Below are 24,080 nucleotides of genomic sequence, written 5' to 3'. Positions count from 1 at the left end.
CGATCGGTCCGCAGACTGCGTGGGCTCCCCGGCCGGATTCCGGCAAGGAGCTGCGGGGTGTGCGGAATTGAGCCATTTAAATAGGCAATTAGGCAATGAGGAAGCAGGAGACCAAGTGTCTGAGCAGGAGCTCGAGGTAACTGAGACTGAGCTGGATGAAACCCAGAACCCCGCGGCTGAGTCCGCTGAGGGCTCCGAGGTTGAGTCTGCTGCGCCCGATTCCGAAGGCGACGCCGATTTTGAAGACGACGCCGAGACCGACGCTGACGACGCTGACGACGACGTGACCGGAGACGACGCCGACGACGTGACTGACGCCGACGCCGACGACGTGACCGGAGAGGACGCCGAGGAAGGCGCCGAAGGGACCGACGTCCTGGCCGCTGCTGCCGCCCAGGCCACCGACCCGGCCGAAGAGTTCAAGTCCAAGCTGCGCCGCCAGGAGGGTGACTGGTACGTCATCCACTCCTACGCAGGTTACGAAAACCGCGTCAAGGCCAACCTTGAGACCCGCATCCAGACCCTGGACATGGAAGATTACATCTTCGAAATCCAGGTTCCGATGGAAGAAGTCGTTGAGATCAAGAACGCTCAGCGCAAGGTCATCAACCGCGTCCGCATCCCCGGCTACGTGCTGGTCCGCATGGACCTGACCGACGCCTCGTGGGGCGCCGTCCGCCACACCCCGGGTGTCACCGGCTTCGTGGGCAACGCCCACAACCCCGTGCCGCTGCGCCTCGATGAGGTCTTCTCCATGCTGGCCCCGGTCTTCGAAGAGGAGCAGGCCGAGAAGGGCAAGCCCACCAAGCAGGCTGCCGCTCCGGTGAACGTCGACTTCGAGGTCGGCGAATCGGTCATCGTTAAGGAGGGCCCGTTCGAGACCCTGCCCGCCACGATCTCCGAGATCAAGGTGGATTCCCAGACCCTCGTCGTTCTGGTGTCCATCTTCGAACGCGAGACCCCGGTCACGCTGGCCTTCAACCAGGTCACCAAGATCTAGCTGATCACCACAGATTTCGTTCCGAAGCGGCCCGCTTTAGCAGTTCCGGAACGGCCGACCGCCTCGCCATGGCGGTCAACCACCTGAGGCACGCTCCTGTGTCCCAGGACGCATTTGAGAGAAGGACCCTACATTGGCTCCCAAGAAGAAGGTCACCGGCCTCATCAAGCTGCAGATCCAGGCAGGTGCCGCTAACCCGGCCCCGCCGATCGGTCCTGCGCTTGGCCAGCACGGCGTCAACATCATGGAATTCTGCAAGGCGTACAACGCTGCGACGGAAGCCCAGCGCGGCAACGTTATTCCTGTTGAAATCACCGTCTACGAAGACCGTTCGTTCACGTTCATCACCAAGACCCCGCCGGCTGCAGAGCTCATCAAGAAGGCTGCAGGCGTCGCCAAGGGTTCGGCTACCCCGCACACCGTCAAGGTTGCCAAGCTGACCCAGGCCCAGGTCAACGAGATCGCCTCCACCAAGATGGAAGACCTCAACGCCACCAGCCTCGAAGGCGCAGCGAAGATCATCGCCGGCACCGCCCGCTCCATGGGCATCACCGTCGAGGGTTAATTCCCCGCTGATGCGGCGCCGGGTCCGGGAAACCGGAAACGACGCCGGGCAGCACCGCCGGGAAACCGGCACCACTGAAACATTGAAATGCCGCTAGTCCGCACGGATAAGAACAGTCGGACTCGCGGCTGTGGCAGGGCCCAGCGCGGTCCGCAGACCACAACTGCACAAGGAGAAATAAGCAGCATGGCAAAGCGCAGCAAAGCATACGAGGCAGCCGCAGCCAAGATCGACGCGGAGAAGTTCTACGCGCCGTTCGAGGCAGTGACGCTCGCCAAGGACACCAACCCGTCCAAGTTCGACGCCACCGTTGAGGTCGCCTTCCGTCTGGGCGTTGACCCCCGCAAGGCCGACCAGATGGTCCGCGGCACCGTCAACCTGCCGCACGGCACCGGTAAGACCGCCCGCGTCCTCGTGTTCGCCACGGGCGAGAAGGCCGAAGCAGCAATCGCTGCCGGCGCCGACTTCGTTGGTTCCGACGACCTGATCGAAAAGATCGCCGGCGGCTGGACCGACTTCGACGCAGCCGTTGCCACCCCTGACCTCATGGGCAAGGTTGGCCGCCTCGGTAAGGTCCTGGGTCCGCGTAACCTGATGCCGAACCCGAAGACCGGCACCGTCACCCCCGATGTCACCAAGGCTGTCAACGACATCAAGGGCGGCAAGATCGACTTCCGCGTCGACAAGCACTCCAACCTGCACTTCATCATCGGCAAGGTTTCGTTTGACGCCACCAAGCTGGCCGAGAACTACGCCGCTGCCCTCGAAGAGGTGCTCCGCCTGAAGCCGTCCGCTTCCAAGGGCCGCTACATCCAGAAGGCAACGGTTGCCACCACGTTCGGTCCCGGCATCTCCGTTGACCCCAACGTCACCAAGGTTCTCATCGAGGCGTAACCCTCGCGAACCTGCGGCCGAGTATCCGGCCAGCACCAAAGGACCGTCCGGCATGTGCCGGGCGGTCCTTTTGCATTCCGTGGCCCTTATCGCACTAAAGTACGACGGCGGGACTCCCGTTCGGCGCGTCGGCTCGCCCTGTTGGACTCAGGGCGTTGCGGCTAGGCTGATCCGGTGACGACGCCCTCCTACCGGATCGAGCCGCTGTTCCTGCCTGCGTCACTTGACGCGCCCGACGCCACGGACTTCCTCGAATTCAGCGACCTCAGCGACGCCCTGGCGCTGGAGACCTGGGGCAATCTGGACCGGGCAACGCCCCGCAAGGCCAGGCTGGAGGCGTGGCGCGACGACGACTACGAGAAGCTGCGGCTCTTCTTCGTACGGCTGGACGGCCGCATGGTGGCAAGGTCCTGGGTGCGGTTTACCCAAAAGGAGAACCTCCAGGATGCGTTCCTCAGGGTGGACGTCCTCGACGGGTACAGCGGCCGCGGCATCGGCCAGGCCCTCCTGCGGCATGCGGAGGCACTGGCGGCGGAGAACGGACGCAGCACCCTGCAGTCCTTCACCGAGCACGCGCCCGGGTTCGATCCGGACGGGCCGGGAATCCTCCGGCCCGGAACGGGGACGGGCGGGGTCCCGGCCGCGGCCCGCGGCGTACTGTTCGCCGCGGCTGCCGGTTACACCCTCGAGCAGGTGACGCGTTTCAGCGCTCTGGACATGCCGCCGTCGGACGGTGTCCTTGACACGCTGGAAGGCGAGGCAGCCGGCATCGCGGGGGACCAGTACGAAATTCTCGGCTGGACCGACCGCTGTCCTGATGAGTACGTCGAAGAGATGGCAGTGCTCATGTCCAAAATGAGCACGGACACCCCGGCAGGGGCGCTGCACTACGACGCCGAGGTGTGGGATGCCCAGCGCGTCCGGCACGTCGAGGACGAGTGGAGGCGGGCGGGCCTGGAATCGCTGGTGGCAGTGGCCCGGCACGCGTCGAGCGGCGAGCTGGCCGCCTACTCGGTGCTGCAGCACTCGGACGAGAAGCCGTGGCTGGCCGAGCAGGACGACACTCTCGTGGCCCAGACACACCGCGGGCACCGGCTGGGGATGCTCGTCAAGGTGCTCAACCTGCGGCGCCTGCAGAAGGACCATCCCGAGGTGGAGCGGGTCCTGACATTCAACGCGGCGGAGAATGACCACATGCTGGCCATCAATATAGCCCTGGGCTTCCATGCGGCAGGGTACGACGGCGAGTGGCAGCGCCGGCGTTAACCGGCATATGCTGGCGACGGATACACCGCGTGGACTCAAGCCCGCAGCCTTCAGGGCAAGCGGCGGAAACGGCTGGGGATGATGGCAATAGAGGTGCGGATCGAGCGGCTGTGGATTCCTGACTCCGTGGACGCTGCCGACGCAGCGGACTTCCTCGCTGCAGTGGAGGTGGGGCGCAAGGTCCGGATGGATACCTGGGGCAGTGACGACCTCGCCTACACGCCGCTGGAAAAGCTTCTCGAACTGGACGACCCGTACGAGCGCCAGGTGATCCTCGTGGCGAAAATCGGCGACGAGATCGTGGGCACCGTGGACATTGCCCTTCCCCTCGCCGACAACCTGGACCTTGCCGAGTTCACGCTGGACATCCTCCCCGAATACCAGCGCCAGGGCGTGGGCCGGCAGCTGCTGGAAGCTGCCGAGCACTTCGCCCGGGAGGAGGGCCGCACCATGATCCTGGTGGACACCAACCACCCGGGCGCCTCCCTGCACGAATTCGCGCCCGAGCAGCTGGTGCCCGGATCTGGCCAGGGCTATGTGCCGCTGGGCAGCCGCGAGGTGGATTTCGCCCAGCGCACCGGGTACACGCTGCAGCATATTGAACAGTTCAGCTCGTGCACGCTGCCGCTGGACAGCAAGCTGGTGGCCGAGCTCGAGGCGGAGGCGCAGGAGGCCAACAACGGCCGCTACCGCTTGCACCACTGGACCGACCGCTGCCCGGAGCGCTGGCTGGAAGCGGTGGCTGCCCTCGAAAACCAGGCCGGCGGCGACGCCGGGCCGGACGACGACAGTATGGTTTTCGACGCCAGGATCCTGCGTGAAGCTGAGGAAGTCACCATCGCCCAGGGACGGCGCACGGTGGTGACCGCCGTCGAGCATATCGCCACGGAGACGCTTGTGGGGCTGACCACCATCAGCGTCCTGGCGCAGCGGCAGGACGTCGTCTTCCAGGACGACACGGTGGTGCTGCAGGCTCACCGCGGCAACAAGCTCGGCCTGCTCATCAAGGTGGCCAACATGGAGCGACTCACGGAGCAGTTCCCCGACGCGCGGGTGATCTACACGTGGAACGCCCCGGAAAACCGGTACCTGCTCACGGTCAACCGCCAGCTCGGGTTCACGACGGCGGGAGTCACCGGGATCTGGCAGAAGGAACTGCCGGACCTGGGACCGAGCAGGAGCTAGGCCGATTTGGTTATCCGCAGAACCCTCCCGTAAGCTTGAACTACCAAAGACCGTCGGTTGTTGGAATCCCACTCTTTCGAGCTCAGCTCAACTCTGCAGTTGTGTGCGGAAGGGCCAGTGGGTTTCCGGACGAAGGACCCTGAACATAGGGCGGCCGGCGCAGGTGAACGAAGCAAAGCTCCGCTGTCATGAACAGCGTTGAGCCAAGCCCCGTGCATCTGCGCGGGGCGTTTTTAGTTTTAGCTCACCTGAGCGGGGACCCGGAATACCGGCACTATCCCCGGAAGGAGGGTTATGGCAACGCCTACCAAGGTTTCAGCAGTAGCTGAGATCACTAACGATTTCAAGGAATCGAACGCCGCTGTCCTGACCGAATACCGTGGGCTCACCGTTGCACAGCTCAAGCAGCTGCGTGTTTCTCTCGGCCAGGACACCAAGTTCGCGGTCGTCAAGAACACCCTGACCGCTATTGCAGCCAAGGAAGCTGGTGTCGAAGCATTCGACGGCCAGCTCGCCGGCCCCACTGCAATCGCGTTCATCAAGGGTGACGCAGTTGCAGCTGCCAAGAGCCTGACGGATTTTGCCAAGGCCAACAAGCAGCTGGTCATCAAGACCGGTTACTTCGAGGGCAAGGCACTGAACGCCAGCGAAGTTGCTGCCCTGGCAGCACTCGAGTCCCGCGAGCTGCAGCTCGCCAAGGTTGCAGGCATCCTCAAGGCCCCTGCTGCCGCTGCTGCACGCATCATCGACGCACTGCGCCTCAAGCTTGAAGAAGAGAACGGTGCTCCGGCTGAAGCCGAAGCCCCCGCCGCTGAAGAAGCCCCGGCCGCAGAAGCAGCAGTGACCGAAGCTCCGGCCGAAGCCGCAGCCACCGAAGAGAACTAATTCTCTTTCAAACCAGACTCGGTGTGAAGGCAACGGCCCAGGCCGCCAAGCACCACCTATAGGAAGGACGCCACACCATGGCGAAGCTCAGCAACGAAGAGCTCATTGAAGCTTTCAAGGAACTGACCATCATCGAGCTCTCCGAGTTCGTCAAGCTCTTCGAAGAGACCTTCGAAGTTACCGCTGCTGCTGTTGCGGTTGCCGGCCCCGCCGGTGGCGCTGCCGCTGAGGAAGCCGAAGAGAAGACCGACTTCGACGTGATCCTCGAAGCTGCTGGCGACAAGAAGATCGCAGTGATCAAGGAAGTTCGCGCCATCACCTCCCTCGGCCTCAAGGAAGCCAAGGACCTGGTTGACAGCGCTCCCAAGGCTGTTCTCGAAGGCGCCACCAAGGAAGCTGCCGAGAAGGCAAAGGCTCAGCTCGAAGAAGCTGGCGCCACCGTTACCCTCAAGTAACACTGCTTGTACAGGAATCCCCGTCCACTCCGGTGGGCGGGGATTCCTGCGTTTAACCCAATCTAGGTAGCAGTTGAGGGCGTTCCCAGGGCTGAGAACGCCCTCATGTGCTACCTAGTTGGGTTCACTGATGTCCGCGAGCACCGCGCCGAGGGCCGAGACCAGGGCATCGGCGTCCACGAATGCGCTGTAGCCGTGCTGGCCCGCGCCCATGGATATCCGCTTGCCGGCGATGGTCCGGTCCGCGTAGACAGGCCATGCCGTGGTGCTGCCGAGCGGCGTGATGGTGCCGCGCTCATAGCCGGTGGCCTCCAGTGCCACGTCCGCGGCAGGGAGCGAGAGCTTGTTGACGCCCACCAGGCTGCGCAGCTTGGGCCAGGAGATCTGGCGGTCGCCCGGGATGAGGGCGAAGAGGAAGCTGCCGTCCTTGTGCTTCACCACGAGGGATTTCACGATGTCCGCCGGGCTGATCCCTAGGATCGCGGCCGCCTCCTCGAGGCTGCGGGCCGCCAGCCGTTCGACGAGCTGGACGTCCAGGCCGCGCGCCGCGGCGTCGGCAAGGAACCGCTCCCTGCCGTTCCTGCCGCCGTCGGTCCCGTTAGCTCCCGACGGCGGAACGTTAGGTCCCGACGGCGGAACGCCGTTCATCAGTCGCGGAACAGCAGGAGGGCCTCACCCTGGCCGCCGCCTCCGCAGAGCGAAACCGCCGCCTTGCCCTGGCCGCGTCGCTTCAGTTCATGCGCCGCATGGAGTGCCAGCCGTGCACCGGAGGCACCGATCGGGTGGCCCAGTGCGATGGCACCGCCGTGAATGTTGCACTGCTCCAGCGGGTAGTCCAGGTCCTTGAGGGACTGCACGGCCACCGAACCGAACGCCTCGTTGATCTCGATGAAGTCCAGGTCCGCGGCACTCCAGCCGGCCCGGTCCAGCGCGTTCCGGATAGCGTTGGAAGGCTGGGAGTGGAGGGAGTTGTCCGGCCCGGCCACCTGCCCGGGCTTGCCCACCACAGCCAGGTACTCCAGCCCGTTTTCCTCCGCGAACTTGCGCGAGGTCAGGACCAGGGCGGAGGCGCCGTCGGACAGGGGAGAGGAGTTGCCGGCCGTGATGGTGCCGTCGGTGACGAAGGCTGCCCGCAGTCCGGCCAGGGACTCGACGGTGGTTTCCGGCCGGACGCCCTCGTCGGTGGAAACCACCACTGGATCCCCCTTGCGCTGCTTGACGCTGATCGGAGAGATCTCGTCGTCGAAAACGCCGTTCTTCGAGGCAATGGCGGCGCGCTGGTGTGAATTGGCGGCCACAGTGTCCTGCGCGGTCCGGTCAATGCCCAGCGTCAGGTTCTTGGATTCGGTGGACAGTCCCATCGACTGGCCATCGAACGCGTCGGTCAGGCCGTCGTGTGCGGCAACGTCCAGCGCCTGGACGGTCCCGTAGTTCCACCCCTGGCGGGAGCCGGGGAGGACGTGGGGTGCCCGTGTCATCGACTCCTGGCCGCCGGCGACGACGACGGTGGCGTCGCCGGCGCGGATCATCCGCGCCGCGTCGATCACCGCGGTAAGCCCGGAAAGGCAGACCTTATTAATGGTCACGGTGGGGACGTTCCAGCCGATGCCGGCGCCGATGGCGCTCTGGCGGGCCGGGTTCTGCCCGGCCCCGGCCTGAAGGACCTGGCCCATGATGACGGCGTCCACCTGGCCGGAGTCCACTCCGCTCGCAGCAATGGCAGCCTTGATCGCGTGCGCCCCGAGCTCGACGGCGGTGAAGCTCGCCAGTTGCCCGTTCAGCCGGCCCTGCGGGGTACGTGCGCCGGACAGGATGACAACGTCGCTGTTGTCCACGGAATTGCTCATGGATGTTCTCTTCCGATCTTTGGTCGTTGGTTGGCCTAAGGGTATCGTGAGCCCGGTCACCTATCCATTCAACGCTGGGAAGGCGGGGTCCATTCCGGTTAGGTGCCCGTGGCAACGGTGCTTGCATTCTGCTGGCAAGTGGGGTAGACACGCGTGGGGTTTTGCCGTATCGTAGATATTTGCGTCTTCCCTGTTTACCTTCAGCCTTCATATAGCGGTGGGCTTAGCCTGTTAGCTGTTCCATCAATGTGCCGTGAACAACGTCACCAGCATGGGCAGAACCAGGTTCCGGGTCATATAGCGGAACCGGATGGTAGCACTGCGGAGTCACTCCGCAGGGTGAAAAGCGGGGGAGATCTGAAAACGCCTGAAGGTCTGTGGAAGGATCCCTCTTGGTCGCCTCGAGCACCTCTAATAACGAAACCGCTAATACGGCAAGCACCGATGGTGCGACTCGCCGGCTCTCATTCGCAAAGATTCACGAACCTCTTGACGTTCCGAATCTGCTTGCCCTGCAGACGGACAGCTTCGACTGGCTGGTCGGAAATGAACGCTGGCAGGCCCGCGTTGCGAAGGCCGTCGAAGAAGGCGACCTGAGCGTCGCCACCACCTCCGGTCTTTCCGACATCTTCGAAGAGATCTCCCCGATTGAGGACTTCCAGGGCACCATGTCCCTGAGCTTCTCCGATCCGGAGTTCGCTGATCCGAAGTACACCATGGCTGAATGCAAGGACCGGGACGCTACGTACTCGGCACCGCTGTACGTCAAGGCCGAATTCATGAACAACAACACGGGCGAAATCAAGCAGCAGACCGTGTTCATGGGTGACTTCCCGCTGATGACCGAGAAGGGCACCTTCGTCGTCAACGGCACCGAGCGTGTCGTCGTTTCCCAGCTGGTCCGTTCCCCGGGCGCCTACTTTGAGCGCGCCGCCGACAAGACCAGCGACAAGGACATCTTTACCGCAAAGATCATTCCGTCCCGCGGCGCCTGGTTCGAGCTCGAGATCGACAAGCGCGACCAGGTCGGCGTGCGCCTCGACCGCAAGCGCAAGCAGTCGGTCACGGTGCTGTTGAAGGCCCTCGGCTGGACCGAAGGCCAGATCCTCGAGGAGTTCGGCCAGTACGACTCCATGCGTGCAACGCTGGAGAAGGACGCCACCGAAACCCGCGAAGACGCCCTGCTGGACATCTACCGCAAGCTGCGTCCGGGCGAGCCGCCCACAGTCGAGGCTGCCCAGTCCCTGCTGGACAACCTGTACTTCAACTCCAAGCGCTACGATCTGGCCAAGGTTGGCCGCTACAAGATCAACCGCAAGCTTGGCATCGACCGTTCCCTTGGCGACAAGGAAGCCTCGGTCCTGCACGTTGAAGACATCGTGGCCATGATCAAGTTCCTCGTCGCGCTGCACGCCGGCGAGAAGACCCTCATGGGCAAGCGCGACGGTGAAGACCACGAGCTGCGCGTCGAGATCGATGACATCGACCACTTCGGCAACCGCCGCATCCGCGCCGTAGGCGAGCTCATCGAGAACCAGGTCCGCACCGGCCTGTCCCGCATGGAGCGCGTCGTCCGCGAACGCATGACCACGCAGGACGTCGAGGCCATCACGCCGCAGACCCTGATCAACATCCGTCCCGTTGTGGCAGCCATCAAGGAGTTCTTCGGAACCTCCCAGCTGTCCCAGTTCATGGACCAGAACAACCCGCTCTCGGGCCTTACCCACAAGCGCCGCCTCTCTGCGCTTGGCCCCGGCGGTCTGTCCCGTGACCGTGCCGGCATGGAAGTCCGAGACGTCCACCCGTCCCACTACGGACGTATGTGCCCCATCGAAACCCCTGAAGGCCCGAACATTGGTCTGATCGGCTCGCTGGCATCCTACGGCCGCATTAACCCGTTCGGTTTCATCGAGACGCCGTACCGCCTGGTCAAGGATGGGGTCGTCTCCGACGACGTCCAGTACCTGACGGCCGACGACGAGGCAGAGGTCCTGATCGCACAGGCCAACGCTCCGCTCGACGAGAACAAGCGCTTCGCTGAAGAGACCGTCCTGGTCCGTGCCCGCGGTGGTGGAGGCGAGCCCGTGCTCGTTCCCGCTGCTGACGTTCAGTTCATGGATGTTTCCCCGCGCCAGATGGTGTCTGTGGCAACCGCCCTGATCCCGTTCCTTGAGCACGACGACGCCAACCGTGCACTCATGGGTGCCAACATGCAGCGCCAGGCTGTGCCGCTGGTCCGTTCCGAGGCCCCGTTCGTGGGTACCGGCATGGAGCGTGCTGCCGCCGTCGACGCAGGCGACGTCACCATCGCGAAGAAGGCCGGTGTGGTTACCGAGGTCTCCGCTGAGCTGGTCATCATGCTCAACGACGACGGTACGGAAACCAACTACCGCATCAACAAGTTCGCCCGCTCCAACCAGGGCAACTGCTACAACAACCGTGTCCTGGTGAACGAAGGCCAGCGCCTGGAAGTTGGCGGCATCATCGCTGACGGCCCGGCAACGGACCAGGGCGAGCTCGCCCTCGGTAAGAACCTGCTCGTGGCATTCATGTCATGGGAAGGCCACAACTTCGAGGATGCCATCATCCTGTCCCAGCGCATCGTGGCAGAGGACGTCCTTTCCTCCATCCACATCGAGGAGCACGAGATCGATGCCCGCGACACCAAGCTCGGTGCTGAGGAAATCACCCGTGACATCCCCAACGTGTCCGAGGAAGTCCTGGCTGGCCTGGACGAGCGCGGCATCATTCACATCGGTGCCGAGGTTGAAGCCGGCGACATCCTGGTCGGAAAGGTCACCCCGAAGGGTGAAACCGAACTGACCCCGGAAGAGCGCCTGCTCCGCGCCATCTTCGGTGAGAAGTCCCGCGAAGTCCGCGACACCTCCCTGAAGGTTCCGCACGGCGAGTCCGGCACCGTCATCGGCGTGCGCGTCTTCGACCGCGACAACGACGACGAACTGCCCCCGGGCGTCAACCAGCTGGTCCGCGTCTACGTGGCTGCCAAGCGCAAGATCACCGACGGCGACAAGCTCGCCGGCCGCCACGGCAACAAGGGTGTTATCTCCAAGATCCTCCCGATCGAGGACATGCCCTTCCTTGCCGACGGTACCCCCGTTGACATCGTCCTGAACCCGCTGGGTGTTCCGGGCCGTATGAACGTCGGCCAGGTGCTGGAAACGCACCTCGGCTGGGTTGCCAAGACGGGCTGGAAGATCGAAGGCGAGCCGGAGTGGGCCAAGCAGCTGCCGAACCTGCCGCGCGAGAGTGGCCAGACCACTGTTGCAACGCCGGTCTTCGACGGCGCCCGCGAAGAGGAAATCACCGGGCTGCTGGACTCCACCAACCCGACCCGTGACGGCGAACGCCTGATCAACTCCTCGGGCAAGACGCGCCTGTTCGACGGCCGCTCCGGCGAGCCGTTCCCGGATCCGATCTCGGTCGGCTACATGTACATCCTGAAACTCCACCACCTGGTGGACGACAAGATCCACGCCCGCTCCACCGGCCCGTACTCCATGATCACGCAGCAGCCGCTGGGTGGTAAGGCACAGTTCGGTGGCCAGCGATTCGGTGAAATGGAAGTGTGGGCGCTCGAAGCTTACGGCGCCGCCTACACGCTCCAGGAACTGCTCACGATCAAGTCCGATGACATCCACGGCCGTGTGAAGGTCTACGAGGCGATCGTCAAGGGCGAGAACATCCCTGAGCCGGGTGTTCCCGAATCCTTCAAGGTGTTGATCAAGGAAATGCAGTCGCTGTGCCTGAACGTGGAAGTGCTTTCCACGGACGGAACCACAATTGAAATGCGTGACTCTGATGACGCAGTCTTCACGGCTGCGGAAGAACTGGGCATCGATCTGTCTCGTGCAGAGCCCAGCTCCGTAGAAGAGGTCTAAGGAGTCCGACGACGGCGGGCGGGCCGTCCGCCGTCGTCCTCCTCCCTCTCCCGCAAGCAAGACTTCAGAATTTAGAGAACAAGAGAGAACAGGGACCATATGTCCAGCGAATCCTCCTTCGGCCTCATGCAGATCGGCCTCGCCACCGCGGAAGACATCCGCGGCTGGTCGTACGGCGAGGTTAAGAAGCCGGAAACCATCAACTACCGCACGCTCAAGCCCGAGAAGGACGGCCTCTTCTGCGAGAAGATCTTCGGCCCGTCCCGTGACTGGGAATGCTACTGCGGCAAGTACAAGCGCGTGCGCTTCAAGGGCATCATCTGTGAGCGGTGTGGCGTTGAGGTCACCCGCGCCAAGGTGCGCCGTGAGCGCATGGGCCACATCGAACTGGCTGCTCCCGTCACCCACATCTGGTACTTCAAGGGTGTTCCGTCCCGTCTGGGCTACCTCCTTGACCTGGCTCCGAAGGACCTCGAAAAGGTCATCTACTTCGCTGCCTACATGATCACCAGCGTCGACGAAGAAAACCGCCACGCGGAACTGCCCAACCTGCAGGTTGAGCACGACGTCGAGAAGAAGCAGCTGATCGACAACCGCGACTCCGACATCGCCGCGATCGCCCGCGACCTTGAGAACGAGCTTGCCCGTCTCGAGGGCGAGGGTGCCAAGGCTGCCGACAAGAAGAAGGCACGCGACTCCGCTGACCGCCAGATGGCGAACGTCCGCAAGCGTGCCGACGCCGAGATCGAGCGCCTCGAACAGGTCTGGGACCGCTTCAAGAACCTGAAGGTCGCCGACCTCGAAGGTGACGAGGGCCTGTACCGCGAACTGCGTGACCGCTACGGCATGTACTTCGAAGGCTCCATGGGTGCCGAGGCCATCAAGAAGCGTCTTGAGAACTTCGACATGCAGGCCGAGTCCGACAACCTGCGCGACATCATCGCCAACGGCAAGGGCCAGCGCAAGACCCGCGCCCTGAAGCGCCTGAAGGTGGTCAACGCGTTCCTGACCACCAACAACAGCCCGCTCGGCATGGTGCTGGACGCCGTCCCGGTGATCCCGCCGGAACTGCGCCCGATGGTCCAGCTGGACGGTGGCCGCTTCGCGACCTCCGACCTCAACGACCTCTACCGCCGCGTGATCAACCGCAACAACCGACTCAAGCGACTGCTTGACCTCGGTGCTCCGGAGATCATCGTCAACAACGAGAAGCGCATGCTTCAGGAAGCTGTTGACAGCCTCTTTGACAACGGCCGCCGCGGCCGTCCGGTCACCGGACCGGGCAACCGTCCGCTGAAGTCCCTGAGCGACATGCTCAAGGGCAAGCAGGGCCGTTTCCGCCAGAACCTCCTCGGCAAGCGCGTCGACTACTCCGGCCGTTCGGTCATCGTCGTCGGCCCGCAGCTGAAGCTGCACCAGTGTGGTCTGCCCAAGCAGATGGCTCTGGAGCTCTTCAAGCCGTTCGTGATGAAGCGCCTGGTTGACCTCAACCACGCCCAGAACATCAAGTCGGCCAAGCGCATGGTCGAGCGTTACCGTCCGCAGGTCTGGGACGTGCTCGAAGAGATCATCACCGAACACCCGGTGCTGCTCAACCGTGCACCTACCCTGCACCGCCTCGGCATCCAGGCATTCGAGCCGCAGCTTGTTGAAGGCAAGGCCATCCAGCTTCACCCGCTGGTTTGTGGCGCGTTCAACGCTGACTTCGACGGCGACCAGATGGCAGTCCACCTGCCGCTGAGCCCCGAAGCCCAGGCTGAGGCACGCATCCTGATGCTGTCGTCGAACAACATCCTGAAGCCGTCCGACGGCCGCCCGGTGACCCTGCCTTCGCAGGATATGATCATCGGCCTCTACCACCTGACCACCAAGCGCGTGGGTTCAGCCGGTGAAGGCCGGATCTTCGGCTCCGTGTCCGAGGCCATCATGGCCTTCGACGCACACGAGCTGCACCTGAACTCCCAGGTCAAGATCCGCCTTGAGGGCTTTGTTCCTTACGCCGGCTGGGAAGCTCCGGAAGGCTGGGAGCAGGGTCAGCCCGCACTGGTGGACACCTCCCTGGGCCAGGTTCTCTTCAACGAGACCCTGCCCGAGGACTACCCGTGGGTTGAGGCTGTTGCCGACAAGGGCGAGCTGTCCCGCATCGTCAACGACCTCGCGGAGCGCTACCCGAAGGTTGTCACGGCCGCAACGCTGGACAACCTGAAGGATGCCGGTTTCTACTGGGCCACCCGCTCGGGCGTCACCGTCGCCATCTCCGACATCGAGGTTCCGGAGGCCAAGCCGGCCATCCTGGCCGGATACGAGGAGCGCGCCGCCAAGATCCAGGGACAGTACGACAAGGGCCTGATCGACGACGACGAGCGTCGCCAGGAACTGATCGAGATCTGGAACAAGGCAACCAACGAGATCGCCCAGGCCATGCGCGACAGCCTGTCGCCGATGAACACCATCAACCGCATGGTGTCCTCCGGTGCACGTGGTAACTGGATGCAGGTCCGTCAGATCGCGGGTATCCGTGGCCTGGTGGCCAACCCGAAGGGTGAAATCATCCCGCGTCCGATCAAGTCCTCCTACCGTGAGGGCCTGTCGGTGCTGGAATACTTCATCGCCACGCACGGTGCACGTAAGGGTCTTGCCGACACCGCGCTGCGTACCGCCAACTCGGGTTACCTGACCCGTCGTCTGGTGGACGTTTCGCAGGACGTCATCGTCCGTGAAGAGGACTGCGGCACCGAACGCGGCCTCGTCACGCCGATCGCCGTGGCTGACGCCAACGGTGAGCTGACCCTGGACGAGAACGTCGAGAACAGCGCCTACGCCCGTACGCTGGCCGTGGACGTCGTCGACTCCAAGGGCAACGTCCTGGCTCCGGCCGGCACCGACTGCGGTGACGTCGTGATCGCTGAGCTGTTCGCAGCCGGCATCACCGAGGTCAAGGTCCGCTCCGTGCTCACCTGTGAGTCCAGCGTCGGAACCTGTGCCCTGTGCTACGGCCGTTCGCTGGCCACCGGCAAGACCGTGGATATCGGTGAAGCCGTGGGCATCATCGCCGCACAGTCCATCGGTGAACCCGGTACCCAGCTGACCATGCGTACGTTCCACACCGGTGGTGCTGTTTCCGCCAGCGGTGGCGACGACATCACCCAGGGTCTGCCCCGTATCCAGGAGCTCTTCGAAGCCCGTACCCCGAAGGGTGTGGCGCCGATTGCGGAAGCAGCCGGACGCATCACCATCGAGGAATCCGAGCGTCAGATGCGCCTGGTGATCACTCCGGACGACGGTTCCGAAGAGATCGCCTACCCGGTCCTGCGCCGGTCGCGTCTCCTGATCGAGGACGGCCAGCACGTGTCGGTGGGCCAGAAGCTCATCAACGGTCCGGTCGACCCGAAGCAGGTCCTGCGCATCATGGGTCCGCGTGCCGCACAGAAGTTCCTCGTGGACGAAGTGCAGGGCGTGTACCGCAGCCAGGGCATTGGCATCCACGACAAGCACGTGGAAGTCATCGTCCGCCAGATGCTGCGCCGCGTCACGGTCATCGAATCCGGCGACTCCGACCTGCTCCCGGGTGAGCTGGCCGAGCGCAGCCGGTTCGAGGACGCCAACCGCCGCGTTGTATCCGAGGGCAAGACTCCGGCTTCCGGACGTCCCGAGCTCATGGGTATCACCAAGGCGTCGCTGGCCACCGAGTCCTGGCTGTCCGCAGCATCCTTCCAGGAGACCACCCGCGTCCTGACGCAGGCGGCCATGGAAGGCAAGAGCGATCCGCTGCTCGGCCTCAAGGAGAACGTCATCATCGGTAAGCTGATCCCGGCCGGCACGGGTCTCCCGCGCTACACCGAGATCACGGTGGAACCGACTGAGGAAGCAAAGGCCAACCTGTTCACCGGCCCGAGCGCATTCAGCGATTTCTCCTACGACACGCTGGGCGGCGACGGAGCTCCTGAGTTCCACGCCATCCCGCTGGATGACTACGACCTCGGCAACGACTTCCGGTAGCCACCGGTAATCACAGCCTGACGACGGATGGCCCCCCACCGCAAGGTGTGGGGCCATCCCCGTTTAACCCATCGATTGCTCCTGTAACGTCCTTTTTGGGGATCCTAAACGGCGTTACCGGAGCAATCGATGGGGGACTAGGGGCCGATTAAGGACTCAGGGCAGTCCGTGCTAGACTTGAGACCAATTGTTATTGTGGCAGTGGATGAGTGCGCCCGGTGATAGCTAGAAGGCTGTATCAGCTGAAAGGCAGAACCGAGAGCGACGTTTCCGGTTTGCAGGGTTCTTGTGCAACGTATGCCACATTTTCGCATGCCTAGGGACAATTGCGGCCGCGAGCTGCAGCGTCCTCCTTATGCGAATCCGACATCAAGGCTTCGCCTCAGCTGCTCTGGAGACTTCTTCAAAGCTCGGGCGGCGAGGCAAAGAAACAGGAGAGCGGCTGTCAGAGGCCGCTCCGGATAAAACGGAGAACACGAAAGTGCCTACGATTAACCAGCTGGTCCGCAAGGGCCGCACGCCGAAGGTCTCAAAGACCAAGGCCCCCGCGCTTAAGGGCAGCCCGATGCGCCGCGGTGTTTGCACCCGCGTCTACACCACCACCCCGAAGAAGCCGAACTCGGCTCTGCGTAAGGTTGCACGTGTGCGCCTCAACGGTGGCATCGAAGTTACCGCCTACATCCCCGGTGTTGGCCACAACCTCCAGGAGCACTCCATTGTGCTCGTCCGTGGTGGTCGTGTGAAGGACCTCCCCGGCGTCCGCTACAAGATCGTCCGCGGTGCCCTCGATACCCAGGGTGTCAAGAACCGTAAGCAGGCACGCAGCCGCTACGGCGCAAAGATGGAGAAGAAGTAATATGCCTCGCAAGGGTCCGGCCCCCAAGCGGCCGCTCGTATCAGATCCCGTCTACGGCTCCCCGCTGGTCACCCAGCTGATCAACAAGGTGCTGGTTGACGGCAAGAAGTCCACCGCAGAGCGCATCGTTTACGGTGCCCTCGAAGGTGCACGCGCGAAGTCCGGCGGCGACCCCGTCGCAGCCCTGAAGAAGGCCATGGACAACGTCAAGCCTTCCCTCGAGGTCCGCTCCCGCCGTGTCGGTGGCGCCACCTACCAGGTTCCGGTTGAGGTCAAGCCGGGCCGCTCCACCGCCCTCGCCCTGCGTTGGCTGGTCGGCTACTCCAAGGCCCGCCGCGAAAAGACGATGACCGAGCGTCTCCAGAACGAAATCCTGGATGCCTCGAACGGTCTCGGTGCCGCTGTGAAGCGTCGCGAAGACACCCACAAGATGGCCGAGTCCAACAAGGCCTTCGCCCACTACCGCTGGTAAAACTTCCCGTACGCCGCCGGCTCAGACGAGCCGGCGGCGAACGCGTAGTCCATCCGAAAGGGAGACACCGTGGCACAGGACGTGCTTACAGACCTTAGTAAGGTCCGCAACATCGGCATCATGGCCCACATCGATGCCGGCAAGACCACCACCACCGAGCGCATTCTGTTCTACACAGGTGTGAACCACAAGATTGGCGAAACGCACGACGGCGCTTCGACCACCGACTGGATGGAACAGGAAAAGGAACGCGGCATCACCATCACGTCTGCCGCCGTGACCTGCTTCTGGGAAAACAACCAGATCAACATCATCGACACCCCGGGCCACGTGGACTTCACGGTTGAGGTTGAGCGCTCCCTGCGCGTCCTCGACGGTGCCGTTGCCGTCTTCGATGGCAAGGAAGGCGTTGAGCCGCAGTCTGAGACCGTATGGCGCCAGGCTGACAAGTACAACGTTCCGCGTATCTGCTTCGTCAACAAGATGGACAAGCTGGGCGCTGACTTCTACTTCACCGTAGACACCATCATCAGCCGCCTCGGTGCCAAGCCGCTGGTCATGCAGCTGCCCATCGGTGCCGAGAACGACTTCATCGGCGTCGTGGACCTGCTCTACATGCGCGCACTGGTGTGGCCCGGCGATGCCAAGGGTGACGTCACCATGGGCGCCAAGTACGAAATCCGCGAGATCCCGGAAGACCTCAAGGCCAAGGCCGAGGAATACCGTTCAACCCTCGTGGAGACCGTTGCAGAGGCCTCCGAAGAACTCATGGAGAAGTACCTCGAAGGTGAAGAACTCACCATCGACGAACTCAAGGCCGGCATCCGCAAGATGACGATCAACTCCGAGCTCTACCCGGTGTTCTGTGGTTCCGCGTTCAAGAACCGTGGCGTTCAGCCGATGCTCGATGCAGTCGTCGACTACCTGCCGAACCCGCTCGACGTGCCGCCGATGATCGGTCACGATCCCCGCGACGAAGAGAAGGAACTGACCCGCAAGCCGTCCGCCGAAGAGCCGTTCTCCGCTCTGGCGTTCAAGATTGCGGCGCACCCGTTCTTCGGCCAGCTCACCTTCATCCGCGTGTACTCCGGTCACGTGGAAGCAGGCGCGCAGGTGGTCAACTCCACCAAGGGCAAGAAGGAGCGCATCGGCAAGCTGTTCCAGATGCACGCCAACAAGGAAATGCCCGTTGAGGGCGCTACCGCCGGCCACATCTACGCAGCGATCGGTCTGAAGGACACCACCACGGGCGACACCCTGTGCGACTCCAGCAACCAGATCGTCCTCGAGTCCATGAGCTTCCCGGAGCCCGTGATCTCGGTTGCCATCGAACCCAACACCAAGGGTGACCAGGAGAAGCTCTCCACGGCCATCCAGAAGCTCTCCGCTGAGGACCCGACCTTCCAGGTCTCCCTCAACGAAGACACCGGCCAGACCATCATCGCCGGCATGGGCGAGCTCCACCTGGACATCCTGGTGGACCGCATGCGCCGCGAATTCAAGGTCGAGGCCAACGTTGGCAAGCCGCAGGTCGCTTACCGCGAAACCATCAAGCGTGCCGTTGAGCGTCACGACTACACGCACAAGAAGCAGACCGGTGGTTCCGGCCAGTTCGCAAAGATCCAGATCGCGATCGAGCCGCTGGACACTGCGGAAGGCGAGCTGTACGAGTTCGAGAACAAGGTCACTGGTGGCCGTGTTCCGCGCGAGTACATCCCGTCGGTGGACGCCGGTATCCAGGACGCACTGAACGACGGTGTCCTGGCCGGTTACCCGGTTGTTGGCATCAAGGCAACGCTGGTTGACGGCGCCTACCACGATGTTGACTCCTCGGAAATGGCGTTCAAGATCGCCGGCCGTATGGCTTTCAAGGAAGCCGCACGCAAGGCGAACCCTGTTCTGCTCGAACCGCTGATGGATGTTGAGGTCCGCACCCCTGAGGAATACATGGGTGAAGTTATCGGTGACCTCAACTCCCGCCGTGGCCAGATGCAGTCCATGGAGGATGCCCAGGGCGTCAAGGTTGTCCGCGCACACGTACCGCTGTCCGGCATGTTCGGCTACATCGGTGACCTGCGTTCGAAGACCCAGGGCCGCGCTGTGTACTCCATGACGTTCAACAGCTACGCCGAGGTCCCGAAGGCAGTTGCCGACGAGATCATCCAGAAGTCCCGCGGCGAATAGTCCACGCGACAAGCTGCGAAAAACCAGGTGCGTTTCCCCTGCGGAACACACTTAGTGCAGATGGCCGGAACGCTGGTTCCGGCCCGGTTCCGGCCATCAGCACGAACAGGCTCTAGGCACTAGTATTAGTTCCTGAATCTGCAATTTCATCAATCCAAAGCCCCCAAGTAGACTTACTGGAGTTTCTGCCGCGATAAGCGCGGTCGAAGGTAAGCCATTTGAAAAACGTTCTAGGAGGAACCTGTGGCAAAGGCAAAGTTCGAGCGGACTAAGCCGCACGTTAACATCGGTACCATCGGTCACGTTGACCACGGTAAGACGACGTTGACGGCCGCCATTTCCAAGGTGCTGTACGACAAGTACCCGACTCTCAACGAGAAGCGTGACTTCGCGTCGATTGACTCTGCTCCCGAAGAGCGTCAGCGCGGCATTACCATCAACATCTCCCACGTTGAGTACCAGACCGAGAAGCGCCACTACGCACACGTAGACGCTCCGGGTCACGCTGACTACATCAAGAACATGATCACCGGTGCTGCTCAGATGGACGGCGCGATCCTCGTGGTTGCCGCTACTGACGGTCCGATGGCTCAGACCCGCGAGCACGTTCTGCTCGCCCGCCAGGTTGGTGTTCCCTACCTGCTGGTCGCGCTGAACAAGGCAGACATGGTTGACGACGAGGAACTCCTCGACCTCGTTGAAATGGAAGTTCGTGAGCTCCTGAGCTCGCAGGGCTTCGACGGCGACGAAGCACCGGTTGTCCGCGTTTCCGGCCTGAAGGCCCTGGAAGGCGACCCGGAGTGGGTCAAGTCCGTTGAGGACCTGATGGCTGCTGTCGACGAGTCCGTTCCGGACCCCGTACGTGACCGCGACAAGCCGTTCCTGATGCCGATCGAAGACGTCTTCACGATCACCGGTCGTGGCACCGTTGTGACGGGTCGCGCCGAGCGCGGTACGCTCGCCATCAACTCTGAGGTCGAGATCGTCGGTATCCGCCCGGTCCAGAAGACCACGGTTACCGGTATCGAGATGTTCCACAAGCAGCTCGACGAAGCATGGGCCGGCGAGAACTGTGGCCTCCTGCTCCGCGGTCTGAAGCGCGACGACGTCGAGCGTGGCCAGGTTGTCGTCAAGCCGGGTTCCATCACCCCGCACACCGACTTCGAGGCCAACGTCTACATCCTCTCCAAGGACGAAGGCGGACGTCACAACCCGTTCTACTCGAACTACCGCCCGCAGTTCTACTTCCGTACCACGGACGTAACCGGCGTTATCACCCTGCCGGAAGGCACGGAAATGGTTATGCCCGGCGACAACACCGAGATGACCGTTGCGCTCATCCAGCCGATCGCTATGGAAGAGGGCCTCGGCTTCGCTATCCGTGAAGGCGGCCGCACCGTTGGTTCGGGACGTGTCACCAAGATCATCAAGTAACTCTTGCTGATTGCGGGCCGTCTATCGGCCTGATCTTCGAAAACAGCCCCGCTGCTCCTGGCAGCGGGGCTGTTTTTGTATCTGCAGTTCCTGCCTGCGGGGCGTGCCCTGCCCCCTGATATGGTTGGTGCTCGCGACAGATGACAAAGAGGGAGCATCATGGGTTGGCTAATTTTCCTGCTGGTGGTTGCCGCCGTGGTGGTGGGCGTGGTTTGGGCGAGGAAGCACTTCCGCCACGAGATTGAACGCGCCAAGCGGATCAACCGGGCGAACAAGAACCAGTAGCTCCGGCGCCCGCACGCGGCAGCACGGCCTCAGGCCGTGCGAGCCCGCGCCCGGCTGAGTGCCTGCAGCCAATAGAAGGACTTCTTGGGCGTCCGTTTTAAGGTCTCGAAGTCAACATGCACCAGGCCGAACCGCTGTGAATACCCGGCCGCCCATTCGAAGTTGTCCATGAACGTCCAGACGAAGTAGCCGAGGAGTTGCACGTCGTCCGCGATGCCGCCGGGCGCGGTGGCGTTCATCGCCTGGTCCAGATGATGCGCCAGATAGTCGATCCGCCCCGAGTCCGCGATGGGGCCGGTGACATGCTCGGGCTCCGGAAAGCTTGCACCGCTCTCGGTGATGTAGACCGGCGGCAAGGCCGCCCCGTACCTGTCCTTGAGCTCCCGCAGCAGGATACCCAGATGCTCCGGCGCCACCGGCCAGCCGAACCCGGTGGTGGCGTATTCGGGGAAGGCCGCGAGATGGAACGGTACCCTTGCCATGGCCTGCGCATTGCCTGCCGGGGTGTCCGTCGGTCCCTGGCCTGCGGCGACGCGCACGGGGTAGTAATAGTTCACCCCGTAGAAGTCGAGCGGCTGGCTGATCAGGCGGAGGTCGTCGTCGGACGTCCGGGACAAAAACCTGAACCATGGGCGGGCGGCAAGCGGCGGGGCGGGGTAGCGCCCCAGGAGGATGGGATCGGCGTATATACGGTTGAGGACAAGGTCGCAGACCTTGGCCAGCAGCCGGTCCGCCAGCCGCCGGGTGGCAGGGCGGACAGGGGAGTGCAGGTTGGTAACGCCGATGGTTCCGGCCACGCCGGCCGCGCGCAGGGCCTGGACCGCGAGCCCGTGGCCGAGCAGCTGGTGGTGGACCGACGGGAGGGCCTTGAACAACAGGTCGCGGCCCGGTGCGTGCACGCCGAGTGCGTAGCCGTTCAGCGTAACGGACACGGGCTCGTTGAGCGTGACCCATTGCGCCACCCGGTCGCCGAGCCGCTTGCCGGCGGCCGCCGCGTACTCGGCGAAGCGCTCGGCCGTTGCGCGGTTCATCCACCCGCCATGGCGCTCAAGGGGGAGGGGAGTGTCCCAGTGGTAGAGCGTGGCCATGGGGGAGATACCGGCCGCCAGCAGCAGGTCAACCAGCCGGTCGTAAAAGTCCAGGCCCCGCGGGTTGGCTGCGCCGTGGCCCTCCGGATGGATCCTGGGCCATGAGATCGAGAAGCGGTAGGAGTCAATGCCGAGTTCATGCATCAGGGCAACGTCTTCCGGCACACGGTTATAGTGGTCGCAGGCCACCTCCGGCGAATGACCATTGAGGATGTTGCCCGGTGTGGCCGCAAAGGCGTCCCAGCCCGACGGCCCGCGGCCGTCCGCCGCCAGGGCGCCTTCGATCTGGAAGGCGGCGGCAGCAACGCCCAGCGTGAAATCCGGGCGCAGGCGTCCGGCGAGGTTTTGCACTGACGCGGCAAGGCCGGCGTCGGCGTTGTGCGCGGCCATTTACCCATCATCCAACCGATGATTGCCGGAGGCAATGACGCTTGAGGCGGCGGAAACGGGACTGCAGGGGCCCCGATTCGCTTCCGCGGATAAATTCCGGCATACTAGTTGAGTTGTTCAAGCGCTTCTTCGCGTCCCGATCCGGATAATGCCGGGTGCCAGGGTCCAGGCTGAAGCCCAAACATAACCCAATTCCCCAAGGAACTGCGGGCTCGCGCGCTTTGCAAAGCGCGACACGCCCGACCGCGGGGGTCGGGTGCGCCGGCAGGTTGAGGAACCCGGATTCATCCGGATTCAGCTTGTGCGGCGGATGGTAGTTACGACTTCAAATGCTTCGGCAGCCATACAACACGCAAGTAAACAGAGCAGCACTTACTGAAAGAGAGTCAGGCGACATGGCGGGACAAAAAATCCGCATCCGGCTGAAGTCATACGACCACGAGGTCATTGACGTTTCAGCACGGAAGATCGTTGAGACGGTCACGCGCGCAGGCGCAACGGTAGTCGGCCCCGTGCCGCTGCCCACGGAGAAGAACGTGTACTGCGTTATCCGCTCTCCGCACAAGTACAAGGACAGCCGCGAGCACTTTGAAATGCGCACGCACAAGCGTCTGATCGACATCATCGACCCCACGCCCAAGGCTGTTGACTCGCTCATGCGTCTCGACCTGCCGGCCGACGTGAACATCGAAATCAAGCTGTAGGGAGGTGCTGAGAGACTATGACCGCAACCCGTAACGTAAAGGGCCTGCTGGGCACGAAGCTCGGCATGACCCAGGTCTGGGACGAGAACAACAAGCTCATCCCCGTCACTGTTGTCCAGGCTGACTCGAACGTCATCACCCAGCTGCGCAACGCAGAGACTGATGGCTACGTCGCCGTTCAGATCGGCTACGGCCAGATCGATCCCCGCAAGGTCACCAAGCCGCTGGCTGGTCACTTTGAAAAGGCAGGCGTCACGCCTCGCCGCCACGTCGTAGAACTGCGCACTGCAGATGCTGACTCTTACGAGCTGGGCCAGGAGCTTTCTGTTGAGCTCTTCGAAGCCGGCCAGAAGATCGACGTCGTTGGCACCACCAAGGGTAAGGGCTTCGCCGGTGTTATGAAGCGTCACGGCTTCCACGGCGTTGGAGCTTCCCACGGTGCCCACAAGAACCACCGTAAGCCCGGTTCTATCGGTGGAGCATCCACCCCGAGCCGCGTCTTCAAGGGCATGAAAATGGCCGGCCGCATGGGCGCCGTTCGTCACACCACGCTGAACCTCACGGTCCACGCGGTTGACGTCGAGAAGTCGCTGCTCCTGATCAAGGGCGCCGTTCCCGGTGCCCGCGGCCAGGTCGTACTCGTACGCACCGCCGTGAAGGGAGCCTAGTTCA

General features: G+C 63.2%; 19 protein-coding genes. 16 read left to right on the top strand and 3 right to left on the bottom strand.

Features of this window, described 5'->3' with window-relative positions:
- Nucleotides 1-115 precede the first annotated feature (115 nt).
- From nusG to rplL, 7 genes are all read left to right on the top strand, one after another.
- A complete protein-coding gene (gene nusG, locus ARGLB_RS14540; RefSeq protein WP_003803854.1) occupies nt 116-1,000 on the top strand; it encodes a transcription termination/antitermination protein NusG in 885 nt (294 codons plus the stop codon).
- Between the two features lie 133 nt (nt 1,001-1,133).
- Entirely contained in the window at nt 1,134-1,565 is a 432-nt protein-coding gene (gene rplK / locus ARGLB_RS14535; RefSeq protein ID WP_003803853.1) for a 50S ribosomal protein L11, read from the top strand.
- A gap of 186 nt (nt 1,566-1,751) precedes the next feature.
- On the top strand, nt 1,752-2,459 hold the full coding sequence (gene rplA / locus ARGLB_RS14530) for a 50S ribosomal protein L1 (protein WP_003803842.1): 708 nt from the start codon (nt 1,752-1,754) through the stop codon (nt 2,457-2,459).
- Between the two features lie 174 nt (nt 2,460-2,633).
- Nucleotides 2,634-3,725, top strand: a complete 1,092-nt coding sequence (locus tag ARGLB_RS14525) for a GNAT family N-acetyltransferase (RefSeq protein WP_003803840.1) — start codon at nt 2,634-2,636, stop codon at nt 3,723-3,725.
- 81 nt (nt 3,726-3,806) lie between these two features.
- The gene (locus tag ARGLB_RS14520) at nt 3,807-4,910 is read left to right on the top strand and encodes a GNAT family N-acetyltransferase (RefSeq protein WP_043419289.1); all 1,104 of its coding nucleotides are present in this window, start codon (nt 3,807-3,809) and stop codon (nt 4,908-4,910) included.
- Between the two features lie 294 nt (nt 4,911-5,204).
- Nucleotides 5,205-5,795 carry a 50S ribosomal protein L10 gene (gene rplJ / locus ARGLB_RS14515; protein WP_003803838.1) on the top strand — a complete coding sequence of 197 codons (591 nt, stop codon included), beginning with the start codon at nt 5,205-5,207 and terminating at the stop codon, nt 5,793-5,795.
- A gap of 77 nt (nt 5,796-5,872) precedes the next feature.
- On the top strand, nt 5,873-6,250 hold the full coding sequence (gene rplL / locus ARGLB_RS14510; protein ID WP_003803837.1) for a 50S ribosomal protein L7/L12: 378 nt from the start codon (nt 5,873-5,875) through the stop codon (nt 6,248-6,250).
- 114 nt (nt 6,251-6,364) lie between these two features.
- Here the strand turns inward: rplL and ARGLB_RS14505 are convergent, their stop codons facing one another.
- Entirely contained in the window at nt 6,365-6,898 is a 534-nt protein-coding gene (locus ARGLB_RS14505) for an aminoacyl-tRNA deacylase (RefSeq protein WP_003803836.1), read from the bottom strand.
- Nucleotides 6,898-8,097, bottom strand: a complete 1,200-nt coding sequence (locus ARGLB_RS14500; RefSeq protein ID WP_003803835.1) for an acetyl-CoA C-acetyltransferase — start codon at nt 8,095-8,097, stop codon at nt 6,898-6,900. Before ARGLB_RS14500 ends, ARGLB_RS14505 begins: the two co-directional genes overlap by 1 nt.
- A gap of 392 nt (nt 8,098-8,489) precedes the next feature.
- On the opposite strand from ARGLB_RS14500, the gene rpoB reads away from it, so the two are divergent.
- The 7 genes from rpoB to ARGLB_RS24320 all read left to right on the top strand — a co-directional run bounded on the left by rpoB (nt 8,490) and on the right by ARGLB_RS24320 (nt 21,226).
- Nucleotides 8,490-11,996 carry a DNA-directed RNA polymerase subunit beta gene (gene rpoB / locus ARGLB_RS14495; protein ID WP_003803832.1) on the top strand — a complete coding sequence of 1,169 codons (3,507 nt, stop codon included), beginning with the start codon at nt 8,490-8,492 and terminating at the stop codon, nt 11,994-11,996.
- A 99-nt stretch (nt 11,997-12,095) separates the two neighbouring features.
- Nucleotides 12,096-15,995, top strand: coding sequence for a DNA-directed RNA polymerase subunit beta' (locus tag ARGLB_RS14490; RefSeq protein ID WP_003803831.1), 3,900 nt, complete (start codon nt 12,096-12,098; stop codon nt 15,993-15,995).
- 481 nt (nt 15,996-16,476) lie between these two features.
- A complete protein-coding gene (rpsL, locus tag ARGLB_RS14485; protein WP_003803830.1) occupies nt 16,477-16,851 on the top strand; it encodes a 30S ribosomal protein S12 in 375 nt (124 codons plus the stop codon).
- 1 nt (nt 16,852) lies between these two features.
- Nucleotides 16,853-17,323: a 30S ribosomal protein S7 gene (gene rpsG / locus ARGLB_RS14480; RefSeq protein WP_003803829.1), complete on the top strand. Its 471-nt coding sequence runs from the start codon at nt 16,853-16,855 to the stop codon at nt 17,321-17,323.
- Nucleotides 17,324-17,392: 69 nt separating this feature from the next.
- A complete protein-coding gene (fusA, locus tag ARGLB_RS14475) occupies nt 17,393-19,507 on the top strand; it encodes an elongation factor G (protein WP_003803828.1) in 2,115 nt (704 codons plus the stop codon).
- A gap of 243 nt (nt 19,508-19,750) precedes the next feature.
- A complete protein-coding gene (tuf, locus tag ARGLB_RS14470; protein WP_003803827.1) occupies nt 19,751-20,941 on the top strand; it encodes an elongation factor Tu in 1,191 nt (396 codons plus the stop codon).
- 159 nt (nt 20,942-21,100) lie between these two features.
- Nucleotides 21,101-21,226, top strand: coding sequence for a hypothetical protein (locus ARGLB_RS24320; protein ID WP_280959913.1), 126 nt, complete (start codon nt 21,101-21,103; stop codon nt 21,224-21,226).
- Between the two features lie 29 nt (nt 21,227-21,255).
- Here the strand turns inward: ARGLB_RS24320 and ARGLB_RS14465 are convergent, their stop codons facing one another.
- Nucleotides 21,256-22,704, bottom strand: coding sequence for a GH1 family beta-glucosidase (locus ARGLB_RS14465; RefSeq protein WP_003803826.1), 1,449 nt, complete (start codon nt 22,702-22,704; stop codon nt 21,256-21,258).
- Between the two features lie 395 nt (nt 22,705-23,099).
- Between ARGLB_RS14465 and rpsJ the strand changes: the two genes are divergently transcribed.
- Nucleotides 23,100-23,408, top strand: a complete 309-nt coding sequence (rpsJ, locus tag ARGLB_RS14460; protein ID WP_003803825.1) for a 30S ribosomal protein S10 — start codon at nt 23,100-23,102, stop codon at nt 23,406-23,408.
- A gap of 17 nt (nt 23,409-23,425) precedes the next feature.
- The gene (gene rplC, locus ARGLB_RS14455; protein WP_003803812.1) at nt 23,426-24,076 is read left to right on the top strand and encodes a 50S ribosomal protein L3; all 651 of its coding nucleotides are present in this window, start codon (nt 23,426-23,428) and stop codon (nt 24,074-24,076) included.
- Nucleotides 24,077-24,080: the final 4 nt, after the last annotated feature.

The organism is Arthrobacter globiformis NBRC 12137 (assembly GCF_000238915.1).
GTDB classification, from domain to species: Bacteria; Actinomycetota; Actinomycetes; order Actinomycetales; family Micrococcaceae; genus Arthrobacter; species Arthrobacter globiformis.
The sequence above is the reverse complement of the archived record's forward strand: the minus strand, read 5'-3'. Positions and strand labels throughout refer to the sequence as shown.